We start from the raw sequence: 22,916 nt of genomic DNA, 5'->3' as shown, positions 1-22,916 counted from the left end.
ACCCGGCACCGCGTCGTTCTGCGTCGCTGCATCTGCAGCAGAGAAGCGAGATTATGGAGAACGGTCGCCATGTCGTCAAGCCCCCACTGTGAATTTTCTTCTGGCTAGCAAAGCCACGCCTCCGCGCACAGTCAAAAATTAGTTAGTTATCCGATTTTATCGAGCACCCCGTTCGAAGCGGCCAACGCGTAACCGACCGTAATAGCCTCCCACTAAAGTTTTCATCCCCGCCGCCGCTAACCAGGATATCCCGCCACTTAAAATAATCGCCCGACCATGGATAATCCTGTCGAGGAACACGTCGTGGAAAACTCGCTCGCCGCGCTATCTCCGGTGCTTGCCCCGGATGCGGTGCCGGTCGGCACGCCCCTCGCCTGGCCGATCGTCGACAGCGACGGCACACTGCTGTTCGCCAGCGGCACTACCCTGGCGAACACGGACGAGCGCAACTTCCTGTTCGGCCACTTTCACCCGCAGCGCGGTGATCTGCCGGATACGGCTACCCAACCGCCGCCCACGGCAGCACCACCCGCGGACTCCGCCGGTGAACTGACGCTCAAGGACATGCACCTCGAAATAGGCGCATTGATCGGCGTGCGTTCACAACTTGGCAGCGGCGCGCCAATGCATCCATGCCGCATCATCGGATTTGCGCCGAATCACGCGCTCTTCGTCACGCCGCCGTTGCAGCAAGGCCGCCAGCTATCTCTTGCACCGGGCGAAAACATCGAGCTCGTCGCCATCGCCAGTCACGCCGTGTTCCGCTTCGTCTGCACGGTCGAAGCGGTCTGTCGCGCGCCGTTCGACTACGTCGTGCTGTCGAAGCCCGGCGTCGTCCGCCGTCTGCGCGAGCGCAAATCGATCCGCGTTCAGGCGCACCTGCCGGTACGTTTCGGCATCGGCGAAACGGGCGATGCCTATGAAGGACTCGGTCTGGCAAAGGGCATCAGCGCGCTCGGCATGTCGTTGAGTGCCTCGTGGACCCTCGGCGCGGTCGGCGAACGGTTGCGTATCGCGTTCCGCCTGAAGACGGCGGAATTCGATACGCAGATCGAGACCAGCGCCATTATCCGCAACGTGCAGAAAGGCAATGCGCCCGGCGCCCCGTCGAACCACGGGCTCGAGCTGGATCGGCTCGACGCGTCCCAGCAGATGGCGATGAAAGTCTTCGTATTCGACCGGCAGGACGACGTGCAGTACTGGTCGAACGGCCTGAAATAAGCATATCGAAGCGTACGCACAGACGCACGCGCCGCTCAGTCGCTCAGCCGATCAACTCTTCCGGCCTGACGCGCCGCGCTCCCCAGGCCTCCGCGAGTGCTTCGCAACGGCCGAGCCGTATCGGTCCCTGCTCGAAATCGACGAATACGACGTCGTCCGCGTCGAGCGGGCGCGCGGGTTCGTCGTGGGTGCGGCCATCGGTGAGAATCCACAGCCAACGCTGCTGGGCGGGCTTCACACGCGCACTCTGCGCGAGCAACTGTGCGGCGCGCCGAATGCCGGACGTGAACGGTGTGCCGCCGCCGCCGCCCACCGGGCGGAGCCACCGCTCGTTCCACCAGCGCGGCACGGCCGGGCCAAACCGCACGTCCGCATGCGCGCCGCCAAAACAGATCAGCGCAGCTTCGGCGCGCGCAGCGCTCGCGCGGTCGAACAACGCAATCAGCAAGCCCTTGGCGAGCGCGAGACGCTGCCCGGCCAGCATGGAGCCGGAACAATCGAGCACGAAGCAATGCAGGACGCCGCCGCGCGGCGCCTCGCGCACGAAGTGCAAGTGCTCCGCACGCAGCGGCGCCGCGCGCTTCGCGGCAAGCGTTAGCGGCCAGGCGATGCGCGTACCCGGTTTGTTGCGCGCCTCGCTTTGCAAATGGCTGCGCAAATTCGCACCCGCGCCTTCTCGCCATCGAAAACCGCTGCGCGAGTCAGCGGCGGCGCCCTTCCGATGGCTCAGCGTTTTTTTGCGCCAAGCGGTACGACGCCTTTGACTTGCGTGATCGGGGCCGGCTCGGGCGGCAGATAGCCCCAGTCGTTCTCGTCCGCGCCGGGGGACGCCGACGCGGCGTCCGCACCCGATCCGGCCGGTCGATCCGTGCCGCCGCCAGCATCGGCTTGCCGCCGCCCTTCGCTCTCATACGCACCGCCACCTGCCTGCCCATCCCGCTGATGACGCCGATGAATCAACACCGCCCCGGCGACCCGGTCGACATGCTCCGCCGTTACCGCGACCGCCTGCTCCAGCGCGGCCAACGCCCGCGCCGCGCGCAGCATCACGAGATCGGCGCGCAGACCATCCACGGCCGCTTCGATGCACAACGCGCTGACGCGCGCGTGCACGGCGTCGTCGAAGGGGAGCTGCGGCAGCGCTTCGCGCGCCGCCCGAACCCGCTCGACATACGCCACCTGCCGCCCCGCATAGCCTGCGCGAAAGCCCTGCGGATCGAGATCGAACGCGAGGCGCGCCTTCACGATCGCCTGACGCACTTGCGGCTCGAAACAGTTCTGCAACTCGACCATCAGGCCGAAGCGGTCGATCAATTGCGGCCGCAGTTCGCCCTCTTCCGGATTCATCGTGCCGATCAGCACAAAGCTCGCGTCGTGGCTATGCGAAACGCCATCGCGCTCAACGGTGTTCACGCCGCTCGCCGCGACGTCGAGCAATGCATCGACGAGCGCATCGGGCAGCAGATTGACTTCATCCACGTACAGCACGCCGTGATGCGCTTTCGCGACCAGGCCCGGGGAGAAGCGCACCGAGCCGTCGCGCAGCACGGTTTCGATATCGAGCGTACCGATCAGACGGTCTTCGCTCGCGCCGAGCGGCAAATTCACCAGTTGCCCTTGCGGCAGCAACTCGGCGAGCGCGCGCGCCGCGGTCGACTTGGCCGTGCCGCGCGGCCCGCTGACCAGCACGCCGCCCAGCCCGGGATCGATCGCCGCCAGCAGCAGCGCCTGCTGCAACGGCGCCTGGCCGATCAACGCGGCAAACGGAAACGCGGGCCGCTGATTGGGCCGCGGGTCCGTGGCCGCCTGATGACTCATTGCTGGCGTCGCTGCATTCATGTCTGCATTCCTTCGATCTGCTGCTCGATCGCGAGCAGATGTCCTTCGACTTGCGTACGGTATTCGTCCGGCGCCTGCCACAATCCCCGCTGCATCGCTTCGAGCAGACGCTCGCAAATCGAATGCAATGCATGCGGATTGTGCCGCTGCAAGAACTCGCGCGTATCGGCGTCATTCAGATAAGCATCGGTGACGAGCGCATATTGATGATCCGCGATCACCCGCGCGGTCGCATCGTAACCGTACAGATAATCGACGGTCGCGGCGATCTCGGCCGCGCCCTTGTAGCCGTGGCGTTTCACGCCATCGATCCATTTGGGATTGACCACACGCGAACGAATCACGCGCGCGATTTCCTCATGCAGCGTGCGCACGCGCGGGGCGGCCGGATTGCTGTGATCGGCGTGATACACGCTCGGCTGGGTGCCGGCCAGATGCCGCACCGCCGCGACCATGCCGCCCTGGAACTGATAGTAGTCGTTCGAATCGAGCAGGTCGTGCTCGCGGTTATCCTGGTTCTGCAGCACCACGTCCAGCGCAGCGAGGCGCGCGCCGAACGCATCGCGCGCCTGTTCGCCCGAGTTCTTCTGCGTGTACGCGTAGCCGCCCCACGCCTGATACGCGTTCGCGAGATCGGCGTCGGTCTGCCACTGCTGCGAGTCGATCATGTCCTGCAGACCCGCGCCGTACGCGCCAGGCCGTGCGCTGAACACGCGCCAGCCGGCGCGCCGGCGCGCCTCGGCGGCGTCCATGCCGCGTGCGATCAGCGCATCGCGTTCACGCAGCACGCGCGCGCGAATCGGGTTCAGCGCTTCGGGTTCGTCGAGTTCGGCAACGGCCTGCACGGCGGCGTCGAACAGATGCATCACGTTCGCAAAGGCGTCGCGGAAAAAGCCGGACACGCGCAACGTGACGTCGATACGGGGACGGTCGAACGCTTCGATCGGCATGATCTCGAAGTCGGTCACGCGATGGCTGCCCGGCGCCCACTTCGGCCGCACGCCGAGCAGCGCGAGCGCCTGGGCGATGTCGTCGCCACCGGTGCGCATCGTCGCGGTGCCCCACACCGAGAGCCCGATCGCGCGCGGATAATCGCCCTTGTCCTGCAGATGCCGCTCGAGCAACTGCTGCGCGGATTTCAGTCCGAGCGACCACGCGGCTTGCGTCGGCACCGCGCGCGTGTCGACCGAATAGAAATTGCGGCCGGTGGGCAGCACGTCGGGCCGCCCGCGCGACGGCGAACCGCTCGGTCCCGGCGGCACGAAACGCCCTTCGAGGCCGCGCTTGAACTGCAGCTTTTCCTGCGGACCGCAGGCGTCGAGCCTGGGCAGCACGTCGTCGCGCAAGCGCTCGATGACCTGCTCCGCTTGCGGCAGCGTACCGGGTGGCGGTGTCGCGCGTGAGATCCCGCCGCGCGGTTCGCTCGCATCGGCGCGATCACCACACACACTGCTCAACATCTCCGCTGCCAGCAATTCGAGCCGTTCACGCGTGTCGCCGCAATGCCGCCACGGTGCATCGCTTACCTGCTGCAACAGATCGGGACGCGGGCCTTCCCACAACGCCGACCAATCAGCCGACAACGGATCGAACAGATGATCCATCCGCAGATCGCGCGCCAATGCGTCGATCAAGCCGGCTTTAGCGCCTTGCCCGTCACCGACCGGAAAGCGCCCCAACGCCAGCAACGTGTCACGCCGTTGCACGCCGCTGGGCGATTGCCCGAACGTATGCAGGCCATCGCGAATCTGCGCTTCCTTCAATTCGCACAACCACGCGTCGACGCGCGTGAGCAGCGCGTCTTCGTCGCCCTCGCCGTTCGGCTCCGCGAGACTCAACTCCTCATGCAGCTTGTGCTCGACGATCGTCGCCAGAATCGTGCGCCGTAGCAGCTTCGAGCGGCGCGGATCGACCATCAGCGCTTCGTAGTATTCGTCGACCTGGCGCTCCAGATCCTGCAACGGCCCATAACTTTCGGCGCGCGTGAGCGGCGGCATCAGGTGATCGATGATGACCGCCTGGGCGCGCCGCTTGGCCTGGCTGCCCTCGCCCGGATCGTTGACGATGAACGGATACAGATGCGGCATAGGCCCGAGGATCAGATCGGGCCAGCATGCCTTGCTCAACGCGACGCTCTTGCCGGGCAGCCATTCGAGATTGCCGTGCTTGCCGACATGCACGACCGCGTCGATACCGAACTGATGACGCAGCCAGAAATAAAACGCGAGATAGGCATGCGGCGGTACGAGTTCAGCATCGTGATAGCTCGCGTAGTCGCCCTGCTCCCGCGAACGCGAAGGCTGGATGCCGACGAACACCTGCCCGCAGCGCCAGCCCGCGATCATGAAGCGGCCGCGCCGCAGCGTCGGGTCCTGCTCGGGCTTACCCCAGCGCGCGTTCAATGCTTGACGCGCCTCGGCGGGTAGCGCGTTGAAATGCGCGAGATAGTCGTCGAGCGCGAGACTTTGCAGCGCGGGACGCAGATCGCGCACCACCGGATCGTTGGTCACGCCCTCAGTGAGTTTCTTCAACAGCGCATCGCCATCGGCGGGCAATTCGTCCGCGAGACGATAGCCCTCGTCGCGCAGCATGGCCAGCATGCCGACCACCGACGCCGGCGTGTCGAGCCCCACGCCGTTGCCGATGCGCCCTTCGCTCATCGGATAGTTGGCGAGAATCAGCGCGAGTTTCTTGTCCGCGTTATCGAGTGAGCGCAGACGGCACCAGCGGCGGCTCAATTCGGCGAGAAAGCCCACACGTTCGAGATCCGGCTGATAACGCACCACGTCGACCTGGGTGTGCGCACAGCGATACGCGAGCCCCTTGAAACTGATCGCGCGCGTGATGATGCGTCCGTCCACTTCCGGCAGCGCGATGTGCATGGCGATATCGCGCGAATTGAGGCCCTGGTTGTCCTTGAACCAGTCGTCGCGATTGCCGCCGCTCAGGATCACCTGGAACACCGGCGCGTCGCCGGCAAGCGCGAGCGGCGCGGGGTCGTCGATCGCGGACGCGGCGAAGGCCGTCGTGTTCAACACGAGCGCGACCTCGTGTTGCGCGCATAGCGTCTGCACGACGTCGCGGCTCATTGCATCTTTCAGCGACGTGATCGCGATCGGCAACGGATTGAGGCCCCGCGCTTCGAGCGCGTCGATCAGCGCGTCGAACACCGCGGTGTTGGCCGCCTGCAGATGCGCCTTGTAGAACAGGATCGCCGCGATCGGCGCGCCGGCCTGCCAGCGCGCCTGCCAGTCGGCGATGGTCGGCACGTCGTGCCGCGGATGATAGAGCGCGGCGGCCGGCAACGCGCGCGGCGGCGCAGGCTCGCGCCCCCAGCCGAACGCGCGGTGCGCGATGCAGCGCAAAAACGCCTCGGCGTTTTGCGGACCGCCCTCGCGCAGATAGCGCCAGAGCTGATGACACAGATCGGCGTCGGCGGTGCTGCGCGCGAGCAGGTTCGGATCTTCCTGCAAGTCGCCGGAAAACATCGCGAGCGTTTGCTGCTTGCGCTGCGCCAGCGCGACCACCTGCTCGATGCCGTACGGCCAATACGCTTCGCCGCCGAGGTGATCGACCACCACCACGCGCGCGTGCTGGAGCACATCCTCGACATAGAAGTCGACTGAGGCCGGTTGCCGCAGATACGTGACGTTCGCGAGCCGCACGCTGGGAAAGCCCTCGCCGAGCCGCGGAAAAACACCCGCGAGCAGCGACAGCGTGGTGTCGGCGGAACTGAGCACGACGATGTCGGCGGGCTGCTGATCGATACGGATCACGCCCTGCGTATCGTCGACGAAACCGCCCGGCGTCGTGCGCAGCAGATGCATGAGCGCCTACGCCTCGCTGGCCGCGGCGCTCGACGACACGACGCCGAGCGCCGCGTCGAACGCGCGTTGCAACGCGCCCTGGTCGAGGTCTTCGCCGATCAGCACGAAGCGGCTTTGCGTGCCTTCGCCAGGCTGCCAGCGTCGATCGAAATAGCTGTCGAAGCGCCGGCCCACGCCCTGGATCACGAGACGCATCGCGGCGCCCGGCAATGCAGCGAACCCTTTCACGCGGTAAATCGTGTTCGTTTCGACGAGCGCTTGCAGCGCGGCGATCACCGCTTCGCGCGACGGCGCGCTCGCCTGCACCGCCACCGAATCGAATTCGTCGTGGTGGTGATCGGCGTCGTCGGCGGACCCGTGGTGATCGTGGCGCAAGTGGATCGCTTCCTCCGACGCCGCTTCGAGACCCAGCAGCGTATGCAGATCGAGCTGACCCATCTGCGCGCGTACGACCTTCACCTGCGGCGGAATCTCTTCGCGGATCACGGCTTCGACTGCGGCTTGCTGCGCGTCGTCGAGCAGATCCGTCTTGTTCAGGATCACGAGGTCGGCCGCGCAAAGTTGATCTTCGAACAGTTCGTGCAGCGGCGACTCGTGATCGAGGTTCGGATCAGCCTTGCGTTGCGCGTCGACGGCCACCGGGTTATCGGCGAACTGGCCGCTGGCGGCAGCCGGGCCGTCGACGACCGTGACGACCGCATCGACAGTGAAGCTGTTCCTGATCTGCGGCCAGTTGAACGCCTGCACCAGCGGCTTGGGCAACGCGAGACCGGAGGTTTCGATCAGCACGTGATCGATCTGCTCGCGGCGCTCGACGAGCTTTTCCATCACGGGAAAGAACTCTTCCTGCACGGTGCAGCACAGGCATCCGTTCGCGAGTTCATACAGTTGCCCTTCGGTTTCGACGCCGTTTTCATCGCAACCGATGCCGCAGCCTTTGAGGATTTCGCCGTCGATGCCGAGTTCGCCGAACTCGTTGACGATCACCGCAATGCGCTTGCCGCCCGCATGCTGAAGAATATGCCGCAACAGCGTAGTCTTGCCGCTGCCGAGAAAGCCCGTGACGATGGTGACGGGGATCTTGCGCATTTGAGTTTGCATCGTGAGGTCCATCCGTAGGCGCTGCACGGGGCCGCCGGTACGTTCGCGCGTCTGTCTGCATGGGCCGGCCGGGCGGACACGCACGAGGCGCACGCGCTGCCAAAGCCGGCACGATCACAACACACGGGGACGAACGACGGCGTTGCCGCGACAACGGTAAACAGAAAGCGGGTGTGAGGTCATGAACGCGCCGTCGCATCCCCGCGACGGGCATCCTGCGTATTCTGGCCGGTATCCGGGCTGGCGAAAGCGCCGCTTCCCCTTCCCGGACGAGTGATTTCTCGCCCAGTGGTGATATGCCGACGCGGCCTTGCGCGTGGACATCGAAGCCGGCTCCGCAGCGTCGGTCGATCCAGCCGACGCCACTTTTCGCTTACCGTTGCGGGGGCAGCACAGGTTGACCCGGTCCAATGCAGGCGGGCACCCTGTTTCCCGTTTAACTGCATGCGCCGAAGCGCGCACACGAGCACCAAAGTGCGTGCGAGTGTAGGCCCGCGGCCCCGCGCAGTCAAGGAAACGCCGGCCGCAAGCGCTTATCCGGCGGGGCACCATGTGCTATCGTATGCGCGCGTTTGGTGCCCGCACATGCGTTCGCGTGTGCAGTTAAACGGGAAACAGGCAGCGCGTCATGTGCTCAACCTGTGCTGTCCCCGCAACGGTAAGCGACCTGCGGCGCGCTGTTCGATCAGCCCTGCCGCGCATGCGTTTTTTCGATGCCACTGTCCGGCGAATCCGGCACGGGAAGGCAAAGCGCATGAGGCCGCCAGCCCGGATACCGGCCAGACGCGGAGGCGGCGCACGTCACGCCGCCGGCCGCCGGAATCCGCGAGGGACGGATGTGAAGGCGCTGAAGCACGACGTGACGCGTCTGTTCGGGTATTCCGCATGAGCCGTGTTCTCGCGGGATTCGCCATGAACCGGCCGCGTTTTCGCCGAGCCCGAATCCGTTGCACCGCATGATTTCAATCTCCGCCATGAGGCGCCGCTGCCCGCTTCGCCCCTTCCCGCCGGTTACGCGACGGCGCGCGCCATGCCAGCCGCGATGAGCCGCGCGTGGCTGATCGGCGCGGGCCCCGGCGACGTCGAACTGATGACGCTGAAGGCCACCCGCGCGCTGGCGCAAGCCGACGTGGTGCTGGTCGACGACCTCGTAAATCCCGACGTGCTGCAATTCGCACGCGATGACGCGCTCATCGTGTACGTGGGCAAACGCGGCGGGCATCCGTCCACGCCACAAGCCGGCATCGTCGCGCAGATGCTCGCGCATGCGCGGGCCGGACGCAGTGTGGCGCGGCTCAAAGGCGGCGATCCGTTCGTGTTCGGCCGCGGCGGCGAGGAACAGCAGGCGCTGCACGAGGCGGGCGTCGAGGTCGAAGTGATCAACGGCATCACGGCGGGGATTGCCGCGCCTGCGGCAATCGGCATCCCGGTCACACATCGCGATTTCGCACAGGGCGTCGTGTTCGTCACGGGACACGGCGCAGGCAGCGGCGAGCCGGATTGGGCCGCGCTCGTCGCCACACGGATGACGCTGGTGATTTACATGGGCATGCGGCGCCTGAACGAGATCGCCGCCGCGCTGCTCGCGGCCGGCATGCGCGCCGACACCCCATGCGCGGCGATCGAGTCGGCTACGCGTCCCGAACAGCGTCACGTGCTGGCGCGGCTCGGCGAATTCGTCGATGCCGTCGCGCAGGCGGGGCTTGGCTCACCAGCGATTGTGGTGATGGGCGGGGTGGCGTCGCTGGCGCTGGCTCGTCGGGCGATGGAGACGGAGGTGACTCATGCGACGTCCGGTGCTCGCAGGGACGGCTCCGACGCTCGGCGCGATTCTGTTGCTGGTGCCGATACCGCCGCTGCCTCGACTCCCGGAACGGACCCTCGATGAAAACGCTGAGCATCGGCATTGGTTGCCGCCTGAACACCCCGGCCGCGCAGATCGAAGCGGCCGTGCGCGCCGCGCTCGGCCCACATGCAATCGATCGGATTCGCGCGGTCGCTTCAGTCGACACCAAAGTCGACGAGCCGGGTCTGCGCGAATTCTGTGCGCGTCACGCGCTGCCGTTGCTACTCTTCAGCCGCGAGCAGATCGCAGGAATCACCGTTGCGAAACCGTCGGACGCCGCGCGCGAGCATCTCGGCGTGGACGGCGTCTGCGAACCGTGCGCGCTGCTCGCGGCGTCGTGTGAGCCTGCCGCGCTCGCAGCGGCGACAGTGCGTGGCGAATGCGCGGCGCACACCGCACCCGATGTAGGCGCAATATCGACTGCCGCTCCTGCCACGCGTGCCGCACGTGCCGTACCAATTGCACCGACTGCTCCCACCGCTCGCCTGCTCGTCTCCAAAACGCACCACGCTGGCGTCACCGTGGCCATCGCCACGGCCGCACCTGACGCCAGCGTCGAACCGCTCAACCACGCCCCTCACCGACAGGACTTTCGATGAAGACCGACCCCGAATCGCATCAACGCATGACCGAGCGCCGACGCGAAGGCCACGAGAAGAAGCAGGCCAACGCGACCGTCGAAAAAGGCCTGCTGATCGTCAACACCGGCACCGGCAAAGGCAAGACCACCGCCGCGTTCGGCATGGCCGTGCGGGTGCTCGGCCACGGCATGCGCCTCGGCGTCGTGCAGTTCATCAAAGGTGCGCTGCATACGTCGGAGCGCGATTTCCTCGGCGCGATCGCGAACTGCGACTTCGTCACGATGGGCGACGGCTACACCTGGAACACGCAGAACCGCGACGCCGACATTGCCACCGCCCGCAAGGGGTGGGACGAAGCGCGCCGGATGATCGAAAGCGGCGACTACCAGATGGTGATCCTCGACGAGCTGAACACCGTGCTGAAGTACGAATACCTGCCGCTCGACGAAGTATTGTCGGTGCTGAATGCGCGCCCCTCGATGCTGCACGTGGTGGTTACCGGCCGCCACGCACCCGACGCGCTGATCGAGGCGGCCGACCTCGTCACCGAAATGCGCATCGTCAAACATCCGTATCGCGAGCAAGGCGTGAAAGCGCAGCGCGGCGTGGAGTTCTGAGCGATGTCCGAGCGGCCCGACGGCACTTCGTCAGGAGCGGTCCAACAGGGCGATGCCTGCGCTTGCCGCGCGGTGCCCTCCCAGGGAACGTCTATCGGGGCGTCTGCACAGCAGACTTGCTCCGGAGCGCGTCCGAAGGACAGTTCGTCCCGCGCCTGCCCCGCACTCTTCATCAGCGCCCCCGCTTCGGGTCAAGGCAAAACCACGATCACTGCCGGTCTCGCGCGCTACCACCAACGCTTGGGACGGCGCGTACGCGTCTTCAAAACGGGCCCGGATTTTCTCGATCCGATGATCCTCGCGCGCGCGAGCGGCGCACCGGTTCTGTCGCTCGATTTATGGATGGTTGGCGAAGCCGCGTGCCGCAATCTGCTCGCGCAGGCGGCGGCCGAAGCGGATCTGATCCTGATCGAGGGCGTGATGGGCCTGTTCGACGGCACGCCGAGCAGCGCCGATCTCGCAACGGTCTTCGGTGTGCCGGTCCTCGCGGTGATTTCCGCGAAGGCGATGGCGCAGACCTTCGGCGCGGTCGCCTTCGGCCTCGCGCACTTTCGCCCACAGGTGCCGTTTCATGGCGTGCTCGCGAATCGCGTCGGTTCGGCACGGCACGCGCAGATGCTCGAAGAGGCATTGCCCGCCGGGCTGCGCTGGTGTGGACATATCGCAGCCAGCGACGAAATCGCATTGCCAGATCGCCACCTCGGCCTGCATCAGGCCGCCGAGATCGGCGATCTGGACGCGCGTCTGAACCACGCCGCCGACACGCTCGCGCGGACCGCGCTCATCGCCTTGCCGCCGCCGGTCGAGTTCGGCGTGCCGGTGCCGCAAGCGTTGCCGCGTCTGCTCCACGGCAAGCGCATCGCGATTGCCCGCGACGCCGCGTTCTCGTTCATCTATCCGGCCAACGTCACGCTGCTCGAAGCGCTCGGCGCGCGGCTCGACTACTTCTCGCCGCTCGCCGACGAGGGCTTGCCCGACGACGCCGACGCGCTGTATCTGCCCGGCGGCTATCCGGAGTTGCACGCCGCGACGCTCGCCGCCAGCACACGCAGCGCCGCGTCGATCCGCGCGCACGCGGCGGCGGGCAAGCCGCTGGTGGCCGAATGCGGCGGCATGCTCTACCTGCTCGACCGGCTGACCGACACGCACGGCGTCACCACGCCGATGCTCGGCCTGCTGCCCGGCCATGCGACGATGCAAACCCGCTTCACCGCGCTCGGCATGCAGCAGATCGACGGCCTGCATGGGCCGCTGACCGGCCACACGTTTCACTACTCGAAGCTGAGCAGTCCGCTCACGCCACTGCGCTCGGCCACCCGGCCGAACGGCGACGGCCCCGGCGAGGCTGTCTATCGCGCGGGCTCGATCGTGGCGACCTATATGCACACTTACTGGCCCTCCAACCCGGCCTTCACGGCCGCCCTGTTCCATGGCGAAGCCTTTTAACGACTCCGAGCGCGACGCCGTCTATCGCGCGATTTACGAACGCCGCGACATGCGCCACTTCGCGCGCGATCCGGTCGATGCCGCCGTGCTCGCGCGTCTGCTCGACGCGGCGCATCACGCGCCGAGCGTCGGCTTCATGCAGCCATGGCGAATCATGCGGATCACCAATTCCGCGCTGCGCACCGCCTTGCACGCGACGGTCGAACGCGAACGGCTCGCCACCGCTGACGCGCTCGGCAAGCGCCGCGAAGAGTTCATGAGGCTGAAAGTGGAAGGCATGCTGGAGTGCGGCGAACTGCTGGTGATCGCGCTGATGGACGGGCGCGAGCGCCATATCTTCGGGCGCCGCACGTTACCGGAGATGGATCTCGCCTCGGTGGCGTGCGCGATCCAGAACATGTGGCTCGCCGCGCGTGCCGAAGGGCTCGGCATGGGCTGGGTGTCGCTGTTCGACGTCGACTCGGTGCGCGCGCTGCTGCACATGCCCGAAGGCGCGCGGCCGGTTGCGATTCTGTGCCTCGGCCATGTCGACCAGTTCTACAGCGAGCCGATGCTGGAAACGGAGCGCTGGGCGAGCCGCCTGCCGCTCGCCGATTGCGTGTTCGACAACCGCTGGCCGGAAGCCGACGCGCCGCCGCAATAGCGCGCCCGTTACTGCGGCAGCGGCTTCACCGAAATCACGTCCAGCACGCCGCTCGCCTTGTCCTGCCGCAGCTTGACACGCCAGTCGGACGCATCGAACGGAAACTTCGCCAGCGCGCTTTTCACGAGCACCGGCATGGCGTGCAGCGGGTCTGCATCGCGATCGGCGATTACCGCGCGAACCTTGTAGCGTTCTTCGCCGCTCGTGCGCTCGAAAAAGCGCAGCGTCAGCGAATGCTGGTAAGCGGTGCCGCCGAACAAGGCGAACGGCACGTCGGCTTTGGCGCAGTCGCTCGGCGCGCAGTCCTTGCCGCCGACGCCGACCGTGGTCGGCCGCGTCTCGTACGCGATCGACAGCAGATAATGTGCGGCTGTGCCCGTCGCGGCGGCGAAGCCGCGTTTGGCCAGTTCGTCGCGCACCAGCGCCTCGAATTGCGGATGATCGGCGCTGGCCTCCTGCGACGGCATGCGCGTGATCGTATAAGTCGGCTCGCCCGGCAGCCCCGCCGCCGGATTCGCGCTGTGCACGTCCGCATTTAGGCCCGCGCAACCGCAGAGGCTCGCCGCAACCAGCGCGGCACACATCAGAGTGGTTTTGTCCATCTTCTCTTTTTCGAACATTACGTGTGGATCCGTCATGAACGTGACGTGACGGATGCGTCGAACTGCGCTTCGTCGAGCGCCGGCAGCCAGATCGTAAAAGCCGTACCCTCGCCAGGCGCGCTGACCACGTCGACGTCGCCGCCATGGCGCGTCACGACGGTCTTCACGAAGGCCATGCCGAGCCCCGCGCCGCCCACCTCGGGCCGCTCGCTCGCGTGAAAGCGGCGAAAGCGCTCGAACAACCCCGCCTGCTGCTCCTTCGGGATGCCGTAGCCCTGATCGCGGATCGTGCACGACACGCGCCGCGCCGCGCCCGACACGATCGCCGCCGTCTCGCTCCCGACGTTGCAGACGATGCGCGTATCCGGCGGACTGTATTTGACCGCGTTGTTCAGGATGTTGACGAGCGCGCGCGTCATCAGCGACCGGTCGACGCAGATCCAGTGGCCGTCGTCCTCGTGGCCGCCGCCGGTGTCCGTCTGCAGCGTGATGCGCTTCGCGTGCGCCTGCGGCCAGACTTCGTCGCTCGCGTCAATGATCAGCTCGGTCAGGCTCACCTGTTCGAGCACATAAGCTTGCGATTCGGCGCGCGCCAGTTGCACGAAGTCGTCGGCAAGCGTGAGCGCGCGTTGCGCATAGCGCTCGATGCGCCCCAGCAATTCGCGCGCAAGCGTGGGCTCCGTGCGGGCGCGCTCGATTTCGACTAGCGCCAGAATCGACGCCTGCGGCGAGCGCATGTCGTGCGACAGCAGCCGCAACGCGTCTTCGCGCTGACGCTCGGCCGCATGCAGCGCCGACACGTCGACGAGACCCGCGATCCAGCCGGTCGTCTCGCCTTGCGCGTTGGTGCAGCTCGCGTAGCGCAGCAGATGGTCGCGCCCGTTGGCGTCGCGCACCTCGACGCCGTGCTCCATCAGCGCGGCGAATTCGCCGCGCGCCGGATCGAGCAGCGCCGGCCAGTGCGCATGCGCGTACTGATTGTGCTCGGCGTCCCAGGTGGCGTCGCCGTCGATCGTCTTGACGAGCGTCAGGCCGTCCAGCACCGCCTGCATGTGCCGCCCTTCTGGCAGCGGCGCGCCGAGCCGCGCGAAATGTGCCTTGGCCGCATGGTTCGCGATCAGCACGACGCCGTGCACGTCGCTGACGAGTATCGGCTCGGGCATGCTGTCGAGGCTGTCCCAAACGAAGCGCTTCATGTCCTGCACCCGCTGCGCGGCCTGCGCCATCAGCGCCATGTGCTGCTCCAGCACGTCGCCGCTGAACTCGCGGCCGCGTGGCGGCGTTTGCGGCAGGAGATGAGGCTCGTCGGCGAGGCGCTGCAGTTCTTCGCGCAGATAGGCCATCGTCATTTCGAGTCGCCGCCAGTTCCAGATCGGATACACGACCACCAGGCCGATCATGGCCGGCGCCGGCGACATCCAGAACCGCGCGCCGTACAGCCAGCCGGCGCTGGCGGCCACCGAGAGCAGCACTAGGCCGACCGTCAACAGCAAAGAACGACGCGGCGACAGTACCAGAAAGCCGGCCAGCAGCACCGCGAGCGGCAGCAGCGACACCGCGAACACCATCCAGCGTCCGGCCGGCTGGATCTCGCGGCCGGTGAGCAATGTGTCGAGCACGTTCACGTGGATGTACACACCGGGCAGCGGTCCGAGCTCACCGGACACCGGCGTAGCGAAACGGTCGTACAGACCGGACGCGGTCACGCCGATCACCACGATGCGTCCGCGCAACTGGTCGGCCGGTACCTTGCCGGCGAGCACGCTCGCGAAGCTCAGCCTCGTGTAGCTCTGCGCGTTCGGGCCGAACGGAATCAGGAAGCGGTCTTCGCCGCCGTCGTCGCGGGCAGCCAGGTTCGCCGCCGCACGGACCGGCGCTTGCCGTGGCGGCCGCCCACCCAGGTGCACGGTGTCTCGCCCGAGCGCATCGGCGAGCGCGACCATCAGTTGCGGCCAGCGCGAGCCGGCGTCCCCCTCGAACTGCGCGACGCTGCGCACGATGCCGTCGCGGTCCACTTCGAAATTGATGTGACCCAGGCCGGCCGCCGCCTGCGCGAGCGGCGCGACGGGTTCGACCACCATGCGGCGCCCCGAGGCGTCGGGCGCGGTGAGCAGCACCGGCAGGTAGGTCGGGCTCAGCGCGACCGCGTGGGCCAACCGGGCGTCTTCGGGATGGGCCTCGGTGAACAGCACGTCGTAAACCACGGCGGCGGGTTTCGCCCTGGCGATCTGTTCGAGCAGCTCCGCATGGACGCTGCGCGGCCAAGGCCAGCGGCCGAGTTGCGCGATGCTCGCGTTGTCGATTTCGACCACGACGATGTCAGGCAGCGAAGGCTGCGCGCGCGCACTGAGAAAGTAGTCGTAGACCAGCAGATCGACGCTCGCGCTCAGCCGGCCGAGCGAAGCAAGCAGGATCACCAGAATGCCCAGGCAACCGACGCTCACCCATTCGATCAGGAAGCGCAGGCCGGCGCGCCTGCCGAGACGGGCACGCGGGTCGACGAGGCTCAGGCGCGTAGGTGTAGTCGGCAAATGGGTGCGGGGTGAGGAGCCTGGGAACGGGCCGGCCCGCGGGCCGACCTCACCAATCTATCAGCGTCAGCGCGCGATCGTAAACGAACGCACTGCGCTGCCCGTTTCGTAAAGCCGGCCGTCCTGGAACTGCTCGGCGATGATCGTCCAGTAATAGACGCCGGCCGGCAGATCGCTGACGACGAATTGGCCGCCCGACAGATCGGTACGGTCGACCACCGGCTGACGTAAATCGGGCGTCTTGCCCAGCACGAAGCGAAAACGCGTGTCGACGCGCGCCCGGCGGACGAACCAGCGGAACTCGTAGTCGTGACCGTTGGCACGCGGCCCGGCCGACACGTCCAGCCCCACCTGACGCCGCTCGAACGCATACACCTGCGGCAGACCGTCGAGCCCGTTGGCGGCGGTCGCGGCGATCCGTACGAAATACGTGCCGTCGGGCAGATCGCCGAAATCCGCATGCGGCGCGCTCACGCGCAGGTCGCGGATCAGGTCGAGCTGATCGGCGTCGCGCGCGATCTGCACGCGATAGCCGACGGCGTGGCCGGCCGCAACGAAATCGAACGCGACCGTCTTGCCGTCCTGCACCCGGGCCGGCTGGACTAGCGCCGGCGCCGGCAGCAGTTCGACCGGACCACCGACCGCGCTGCCCGAACGGGTGACGTTACCGAAGCGCGCCTTCACGAGCTGCTCGGACGCCTGCAGTGCCGCGCCGGGCGGCGGTGCGGCGTCCCGGCCGTTCTGCGCGGCCGGATCGACGCCGACTGCGCCGTCGAGCACCGTCACCATGGTGGTCTGCGCGTCGCCGTTGTAAGTCACCTTGAAACGTGTCCCGCGCACGCCCGCGACCACCGATGGCGAACGGATCTGGAAGCGGTCGTCCGGCTTCGTCGCATGCGTGACCTGGCTCTCGACCTCGCCGCGATGCAGATCGAAGACGCGGTCGCCCGCGCCGGTGAGCGTGGTGCGCCGTAGTTTGCCGATGTCGAGTTCGCCATCCTGCGCGACCGTGACGGACGAGCCGTCCGGCAATTCCAGCGTAACGAAGCCGTTCGGCCCGGTACGGACGCGGTCGCCTTCGACCAGCGTCGCGTCCGGGGTGAGCGGCACATAGGGGTTCTTGCCGAAGGCGCGCTCGGCGGGGCCGCTGGTCGCCACCACGTGAGCCGTCTCCCAATCCTGCTTCAGACGGTCGGCGGGCAGGCGCAATACGATGCCGGCCGGCATGCGGCGTGGCGCGGGCACGTGGTTCAGACGGCTCAGGGTCGCCCAGTCGGCGGTGCCGTCCAGATAACGGTTGGCGATGTCGTACAGCGAGTCGCCCTGGCGCGTCGTATACCGGACATAGGCCGGCGCCGTGGCTTTGGCGCGCGGTTTGAGCGCGCGGGATACCGCCGGCCCGGCCCATGCAGATCCGCACCAGCTCATTGCAATCAGGCCGGCCATCAACAGACAGCCGGTGGGACGACGGCCCGGCATTGGCACGCTGCAGCGTACCGTCATAGTCAGGGAAAACGTCACGCCTGCCCCGCTTCCGGCGTTTCGTCCGCGGCGGCCGGCGGCTCGGTGATCTCGATTCGTTCGAGCCGGTAGCCATAACCGTAGATCGGCGTGAGACGATAACCGCTCTCCGGCCGCAACCCGAGCTTGCTGCGCAGCATCGACACGTGGGTGTCCATGGTGCGCGAAGGGATGTCGGTGGCCTGCTTCCAGATCACGTCGAGAATGTGAGCGCGCGACAGCGGCCGGCTCAGGTGCTGGAACAGCAGCAGCGCCAGTTCAAATTCCTTCTGTGTAACGGCGACCGGCGTGCCTCGCACCACCACGTGCTTGGCACCCAGATCGAATTCGAATTCGCCGAATACTTCTTTCGCCGCCGGCGGCTTCAGATGGTACGCACGCCGCAGCAGCGAGCCGACCCGCGCCAGCAACACGGCGGCCGATACCGGCTTGACGAGATAGTCGTCGGCGCCCGTGTTCAGGATCGACGTGATATCGGTTTCGCGGCCACGGCTGGTCATGAACAGAATCGGCAAGCGCTCGGAGAGGCTTTCGCGCACCCAGTGCAGCACCTCTTCTCCCGACATGTCAGGGACGTTCCAGTCGAGCACGAGCAGATCGAAAGTCTGGCGCCGCAACTGCCGCACCAGTTCCCGCCCCGCGCCGTATGCGTGACAGATATGGCCCGCCGCCGACAGCGTTTGGCAAACCAGATCGGCCTGAGCCGAATCGTCATCCAGAACTGCAATTCTCATAAAACCCCGCAACGCGACATCGTTCTTCGTAACCGGTGGCCGGCGAGCCGGCAGACGACCGGGATGGCGGTGCACGCACCGGCGATCCGGCTTCCCATTAATCTCTAACTGCAGCTTTTCGACTAGTGGCCCTTCCTCGCCCCCGTTTTTAGCTTTGCCTCGGCCTGTTCCGAAACAACGCTTATAGCGACCGACTTTATCCTACAGATTATTCAGAGCAGATCATCATAATCGAAAATCCCACGCTTTTTTTCGGATGCGGCTCAGCAGCTATCCGTCGCGGCTTCCGATTGGGTACCACTTTCACATGTTGTCTTAAAGTCTCTCCGGCCTCGCCGACTGTGGATCTCGTCCGGGGCCAATCGGCGCTTTGGATCGGCTGGTCTCGCTCGCGCGCCGATTGGAGCGGTCTGCCTGTCATTCAGATTGTGCCGTACTCGTCGCTCATTGATTTAACAATTTTCGAGTGAGTATAAGAATGATCTCAAAATAAATCGTTTAAACATTGTTAAATTACGACAAAAGGCAAGGAAGAACGGATGGATTGTGGGTATCCGGCCATTGTGGTCAACGAGTGGCGCTTTATCTCATAAAGATCGCATTGGCGACTATGGCGACTACACCTCAGTTTTATTGAGATAGGAATGCGGCCCAATAAACCCGACGTTCAGGTCGAAGCGGCCTGAATGCGCGAAAAAAGCGGCGTCCCATGACAGAAGCCGACGCCACCCGGAACAGACTACGCTCGCCGGACTGGAGTCCGCACCTGCCGGTTTTTGAGAATGAATCCGGCGACAGCGCGACCACAGCGCCACTCACGCGCCCAACGAGAATCACCGCCCGCCTTCAATCTCCGGCATCGGCGCGAACAGCGCGTCGAGATCGTCATCCGAAAACCTGGCGGCGCCCGCCGCGTCATCAGAGAGGATGCTGTCGGCAAGGGCCGCCTTCTGCTCCTGCAACTCGACGATCTTTTCCTCGATGCTGCCCGCGGCAATCAGCTTGTAGACGAACACCGGCTTGTCCTGCCCTAGCCGATGCGCGCGGTCGATCGCCTGGTTTTCGGCGGCCGGGTTCCACCACGGGTCGTAGTGGATCACCGTGTCGGCGGCAGTGAGGTTCAGACCGACACCGCCCGCCTTGAGGCTGATCAGGAACAGCGGCACCTCGCCCTGCTGGAACCGTTGGACGGGTGTGACGCGATCGGCCGTGTCGCCGGTCAGGATCACATAGGGAATCGCGGCTTCGTCGAGCGCTTCGGCGATCAGCGACAACATGCCGGTGAATTGCGAAAACAGCAGCACGCGACGGCCTTCCTCGATCAACTCGGGCAGCATCGACAGCAGCAGATCGAGCTTGGCCGAACGCATCGCGTGTGCGCCCTTTTCAACTTTCCCGATTTTTTCCTTGTCCGGGCTGGCGAAATTTCCAGCCGCCTCATCGTGTGCCTGCCCGGTCGCACCATTTGCCTTCGACATTCTGACAAGCCGCGGATCGCAACAGACCTGGCGCAGTTTCAGCAACGCATCCAGCACGATGATGTGACTGCGCGCGAGCCCCTGTGCGCTGACCGCCGCGCGCACTTTTTCCTGCATCGCCGTGCGCACCGTTTCATAGAGATCGCGCTGCGCGCCCTCCAGATCGACCGAACACACGATGGTGGTCTTGGCCGGCAACTCCTTCGCGACCTCGTCCTTGCGACGGCGCAGCATGAACGGCCGGATGCGGCGCGCCAGCAGCGCGCGGCGCACACTGTCGCCGTTCTTCTCGATCGGATTGCGCCAGCGCCGCGTGAAGTCTTTCTGGGTGCCGAGGAAACCCGGCAGCAAAAAATCGAACTGCGACCACAGCTCGCCGAGATGATTCTCCAGCGGCGTGCCGGTCAGGCACAGCCGATGTCGCGCGCGCAAACCGCGGATCGCCTGCGCGGCCTTGGTGGTCGCGTTCTTCACGTATTGCGCCTCGTCGAGAATCAGCAGGTGATACTCATGCTCGGCCAGCACCTTCTGATCGCGCCATAGCAGCGCGTAGGTGGTCAGGAGCAATTCGTGTTCGCCGATCTGCTCGAAGCGCTCCTTGCGCTGCGGGCCGTTGAGCACCAGCACCTTCAACCCGGGAGCGAAGCGCCGCGCCTCGTCGCGCCAGTTATGCACGAGCGTGGTCGGCACGACGATCAGCGCGGGGCGGCGCAGACGTCCCGCTTCCTTCTCGGCGAGGATGTGCGCAAGCGTCTGCACAGTCTTGCCGAGCCCCATGTCGTCGGCGAGCACGCCGGCCAGATCCTGTTCGCGCAGAAACTGCATCCAGTTGAGGCCTTGCTGCTGATACGCGCGCAGTTCCGCCTTCAGACCGCGTGGCACCGGCACTTCGCGCAAGCCCGGCCCGGCTTGCAGACGCCGCGCAAGCTGACGGATCGAATCGTCGCCGCGGAATTGCCAGCGGCCGGTGTCGTTCAAGGCCTCCAGCCGGCCGGCGTCGACCGACGGCACGCGCAGCGGCGCGCCTTCGGCGAGCGTGCCGCCGAGCGAGTCGAACAGATCGACGAGCACCCGCACCACGGGCTTCAGACGATCGGCGCGCAAGCGCAGCCGCTTGTTTTCCTCCGTCTTCAGTTCGATCGGCTCATGGTCGGCGATGCTCTCGAGCCCGCCGTTCAACCAGCGCCGGTCGCGCCGGAACAGATCGGCGAGCAGCGGTTCGAGCCGCACGTTGCGCTCGCCGATGCGGATGCCCATCTCCAGATCGAACCAGCCGTCGCCGGCCTGATGCGCGGTGCCGTCGATCGCATCGATCTCGATCACGTTGTAGCGGAACGCCGGCGCCATCGTCACGCGCCAGCCTTGCCGCACGAGTTCCGGCACGGCGTCGTTGACGAAGGCAGACCACGCGTCGGCGTCGGGCAGGCCGAGCATCGTGTCGGGCAACAGCCGCGACGCGTGGACCCGGCTGGTGGGGACTTTCTGCAGGCCGGTCTTGCGCAGTTCGAGCAGACGCTTCTTCTCGGCCTCGTAGCGCCGGCGGATATGGATCACGTCGCCACCCGGCATCGGCACCAGCGTGACGCTGCTGTCGACGTTGATGCTCACGCCGTCGTAGTCGAAACTCACACCGGCCAGTTCGACCGCCTGCGGTTTGCGCTGCTCGCCCTTCGTCGCGGACGGCAGCGCGTGGCTATTGAGCGTGAGCACCGGCACCGGCTCGACGTCGATTACGCGGATAGCGGAGGCGTCATGGGTGGGCGGCAGCGGCAAGCCGGGCGCGATCTCGCGCAGCACCGATGCGACGAGCGGCGCTTCGGCCAGCGAAATCGGCGGCATCGCGAGGTAATCGGGCAACTGCTGGAACGGCAGCGACGACTGCACGATGCCCGCTTCGTTCGCGACGCCGTCCACGTACCAGACCGGCTCGGTCGGCAGGACCATCGACGCGCGCGGTTCGGTGCACAGCACCGGCCGCAGACGCTGGTCGGCGAGCGGCTCCCATTCGATCCGGCCAGGACGGTCGGCGGCGCGCGACAGCGGCACCGGTCCTGCGCCGCCCGTCGCGGCTTTGAAGTCGAAGAACAGGCGTCCCGTCGCGATCAGCTTCTGCAGCATCTCCGCGCCGTTGGTGCCGCGCAGGATGAACTGGCCGAAGTCCTCGCGCGAGCGGCCAAGCCAGAGGCCGCGCAGGATCGACAGGTCTTCGTCGGAGACGAATTTCGGTTGCTTGAGGAGCGCGGCTTCCACGTTGTCCCAGGGTTCGTCGACTTCGACGACCATGCCGTCCGGATTGCAGCGCGCGCGGTACAGCACGACCTCGTGGCGCATATGAAAGTTCGACCAGTTCAGCCGGTACGCGAGCGTCTGCGTGCGCGCGGCGCCCGTTCTTTTCGTGATCGCGTCGGCGGCCTCGGCGCGGGCGCGAAAACGCTCCAGCCAGCTCACCAGTTCAGGGCGCACGCCGGCTGGCCGGGCGAGGTTCGTCAGGGGTACCGGCGGCTGGCTGCGTGGCGGCTCGCCGTCGTGGGCCCCTTCGTTCGGCTCGATGTCGATGATGTGGTCCATCTCGTCGTGATACTCGAGTTCGGCGAGCAGCAGCGCGGCGACGTGCTTGCAGTCGCGCCCGACCGGGCAGGTGCAGTCGCTTTGCGCCCACGGCGAACCGCCATCGGTGCGGAATCGCACTCGCGTTCTGTACGGCCCTGGCTGCGTGCCCTGGACGTCGCCGCTCAAGGTGGCGCCCTGCCACTGCACATGAGTGACCGCGCCCACCGAGCGCGCTTTGGCCACGGTCCGATCGCCGAGCCATTCCGCAATCCGTTCCCGATCAAAGAAAACTGACGACATCAGCGTCCATTCCTATTCAAGCCGCCCGAGGCAATCGCGCATGGATCGTGAGGCTCGCCGGAGGGCGCGTCGATGCGGG

The 22,916-nt window shown here is 66.3% G+C and carries 15 protein-coding genes and 2 riboswitches; of the genes, 6 read left to right on the top strand and 9 right to left on the bottom strand.

Annotation, left to right across the window (positions count from 1 at the left end):
• Positions 1-276 precede the first annotated feature (276 nt).
• On the top strand, positions 277-1,221 hold the full coding sequence (locus CIC12_RS08860) for a flagellar brake protein (protein ID WP_168663753.1): 945 nt from the start codon (positions 277-279) through the stop codon (positions 1,219-1,221).
• Between the two features lie 43 nt (positions 1,222-1,264).
• Here CIC12_RS08860 and CIC12_RS08855 read toward each other — a convergent pair whose 3' ends face one another.
• From CIC12_RS08855 to cobW, 4 genes are all read right to left on the bottom strand, one after another.
• Positions 1,265-1,879 carry a vWA domain-containing protein gene (locus tag CIC12_RS08855; RefSeq protein WP_238812458.1) on the bottom strand — a complete coding sequence of 205 codons (615 nt, stop codon included), beginning with the start codon at positions 1,877-1,879 and terminating at the stop codon, positions 1,265-1,267.
• Between the two features lie 68 nt (positions 1,880-1,947).
• The gene (locus tag CIC12_RS08850; protein ID WP_168663752.1) at positions 1,948-3,060 is read right to left on the bottom strand and encodes an ATP-binding protein; all 1,113 of its coding nucleotides are present in this window, start codon (positions 3,058-3,060) and stop codon (positions 1,948-1,950) included.
• Complete coding sequence (gene cobN, locus CIC12_RS08845; protein WP_168663751.1) at positions 3,057-6,887, bottom strand: cobaltochelatase subunit CobN; 3,831 nt, start codon at positions 6,885-6,887, stop codon at positions 3,057-3,059. The genes CIC12_RS08850 and cobN overlap by 4 nt, the downstream gene beginning before the upstream one ends.
• Before the next feature lie 6 nt (positions 6,888-6,893).
• On the bottom strand, positions 6,894-7,988 hold the full coding sequence (gene cobW / locus CIC12_RS08840) for a cobalamin biosynthesis protein CobW (protein ID WP_274597547.1): 1,095 nt from the start codon (positions 7,986-7,988) through the stop codon (positions 6,894-6,896).
• A 209-nt stretch (positions 7,989-8,197) separates the two neighbouring features.
• Positions 8,198-8,477, bottom strand: a riboswitch (cobalamin riboswitch).
• Positions 8,478-8,544: 67 nt separating this feature from the next.
• Positions 8,545-8,786, top strand: a riboswitch (cobalamin riboswitch).
• 244 nt (positions 8,787-9,030) lie between these two features.
• Between cobW and cobA the strand changes: the two genes are divergently transcribed.
• The 5 genes from cobA to bluB all read left to right on the top strand — a co-directional run bounded on the left by cobA (position 9,031) and on the right by bluB (position 13,121).
• Positions 9,031-9,876: a uroporphyrinogen-III C-methyltransferase gene (gene cobA, locus CIC12_RS08835; protein ID WP_238812462.1), complete on the top strand. Its 846-nt coding sequence runs from the start codon at positions 9,031-9,033 to the stop codon at positions 9,874-9,876.
• A complete protein-coding gene (locus CIC12_RS08830) occupies positions 9,873-10,433 on the top strand; it encodes a cobalamin biosynthesis protein (protein ID WP_168663749.1) in 561 nt (186 codons plus the stop codon). Before cobA ends, CIC12_RS08830 begins: the two co-directional genes overlap by 4 nt.
• Positions 10,430-11,032, top strand: a complete 603-nt coding sequence (cobO, locus tag CIC12_RS08825) for a cob(I)yrinic acid a,c-diamide adenosyltransferase (protein WP_168663748.1) — start codon at positions 10,430-10,432, stop codon at positions 11,030-11,032. Before CIC12_RS08830 ends, cobO begins: the two co-directional genes overlap by 4 nt.
• 93 nt (positions 11,033-11,125) lie before the next feature.
• A complete protein-coding gene (locus CIC12_RS08820) occupies positions 11,126-12,478 on the top strand; it encodes a cobyrinate a,c-diamide synthase (protein WP_342030514.1) in 1,353 nt (450 codons plus the stop codon).
• Positions 12,462-13,121, top strand: coding sequence for a 5,6-dimethylbenzimidazole synthase (gene bluB / locus CIC12_RS08815; protein WP_168663746.1), 660 nt, complete (start codon positions 12,462-12,464; stop codon positions 13,119-13,121). Before CIC12_RS08820 ends, bluB begins: the two co-directional genes overlap by 17 nt.
• 8 nt (positions 13,122-13,129) lie before the next feature.
• Here bluB and CIC12_RS08810 read toward each other — a convergent pair whose 3' ends face one another.
• The 5 genes from CIC12_RS08810 to CIC12_RS08790 form a co-directional block, all read right to left on the bottom strand.
• Positions 13,130-13,723 carry a DUF4136 domain-containing protein gene (locus tag CIC12_RS08810; protein ID WP_168663745.1) on the bottom strand — a complete coding sequence of 198 codons (594 nt, stop codon included), beginning with the start codon at positions 13,721-13,723 and terminating at the stop codon, positions 13,130-13,132.
• 32 nt (positions 13,724-13,755) lie between these two features.
• Positions 13,756-16,254, bottom strand: a complete 2,499-nt coding sequence (locus CIC12_RS08805) for a CHASE2 domain-containing protein (RefSeq protein ID WP_168663744.1) — start codon at positions 16,252-16,254, stop codon at positions 13,756-13,758.
• A 66-nt stretch (positions 16,255-16,320) separates the two neighbouring features.
• Positions 16,321-17,733, bottom strand: coding sequence for a FecR domain-containing protein (locus CIC12_RS08800; RefSeq protein ID WP_168663743.1), 1,413 nt, complete (start codon positions 17,731-17,733; stop codon positions 16,321-16,323).
• A 38-nt stretch (positions 17,734-17,771) separates the two neighbouring features.
• Positions 17,772-18,509 carry a response regulator transcription factor gene (locus CIC12_RS08795; RefSeq protein ID WP_168663742.1) on the bottom strand — a complete coding sequence of 246 codons (738 nt, stop codon included), beginning with the start codon at positions 18,507-18,509 and terminating at the stop codon, positions 17,772-17,774.
• 833 nt (positions 18,510-19,342) lie between these two features.
• On the bottom strand, positions 19,343-22,837 hold the full coding sequence (locus tag CIC12_RS08790; protein ID WP_168663741.1) for a DEAD/DEAH box helicase: 3,495 nt from the start codon (positions 22,835-22,837) through the stop codon (positions 19,343-19,345).
• Between the last annotated feature and the right edge of the window lie 79 nt (positions 22,838-22,916).

The sequence above is a fragment of the Paraburkholderia sp. SG-MS1 genome, assembly GCF_012275575.1.
In the GTDB taxonomy this organism is placed as follows: Bacteria; Pseudomonadota; Gammaproteobacteria; order Burkholderiales; family Burkholderiaceae; genus Paraburkholderia.
This window is presented reverse-complemented; position numbering and strand designations above follow the sequence as displayed.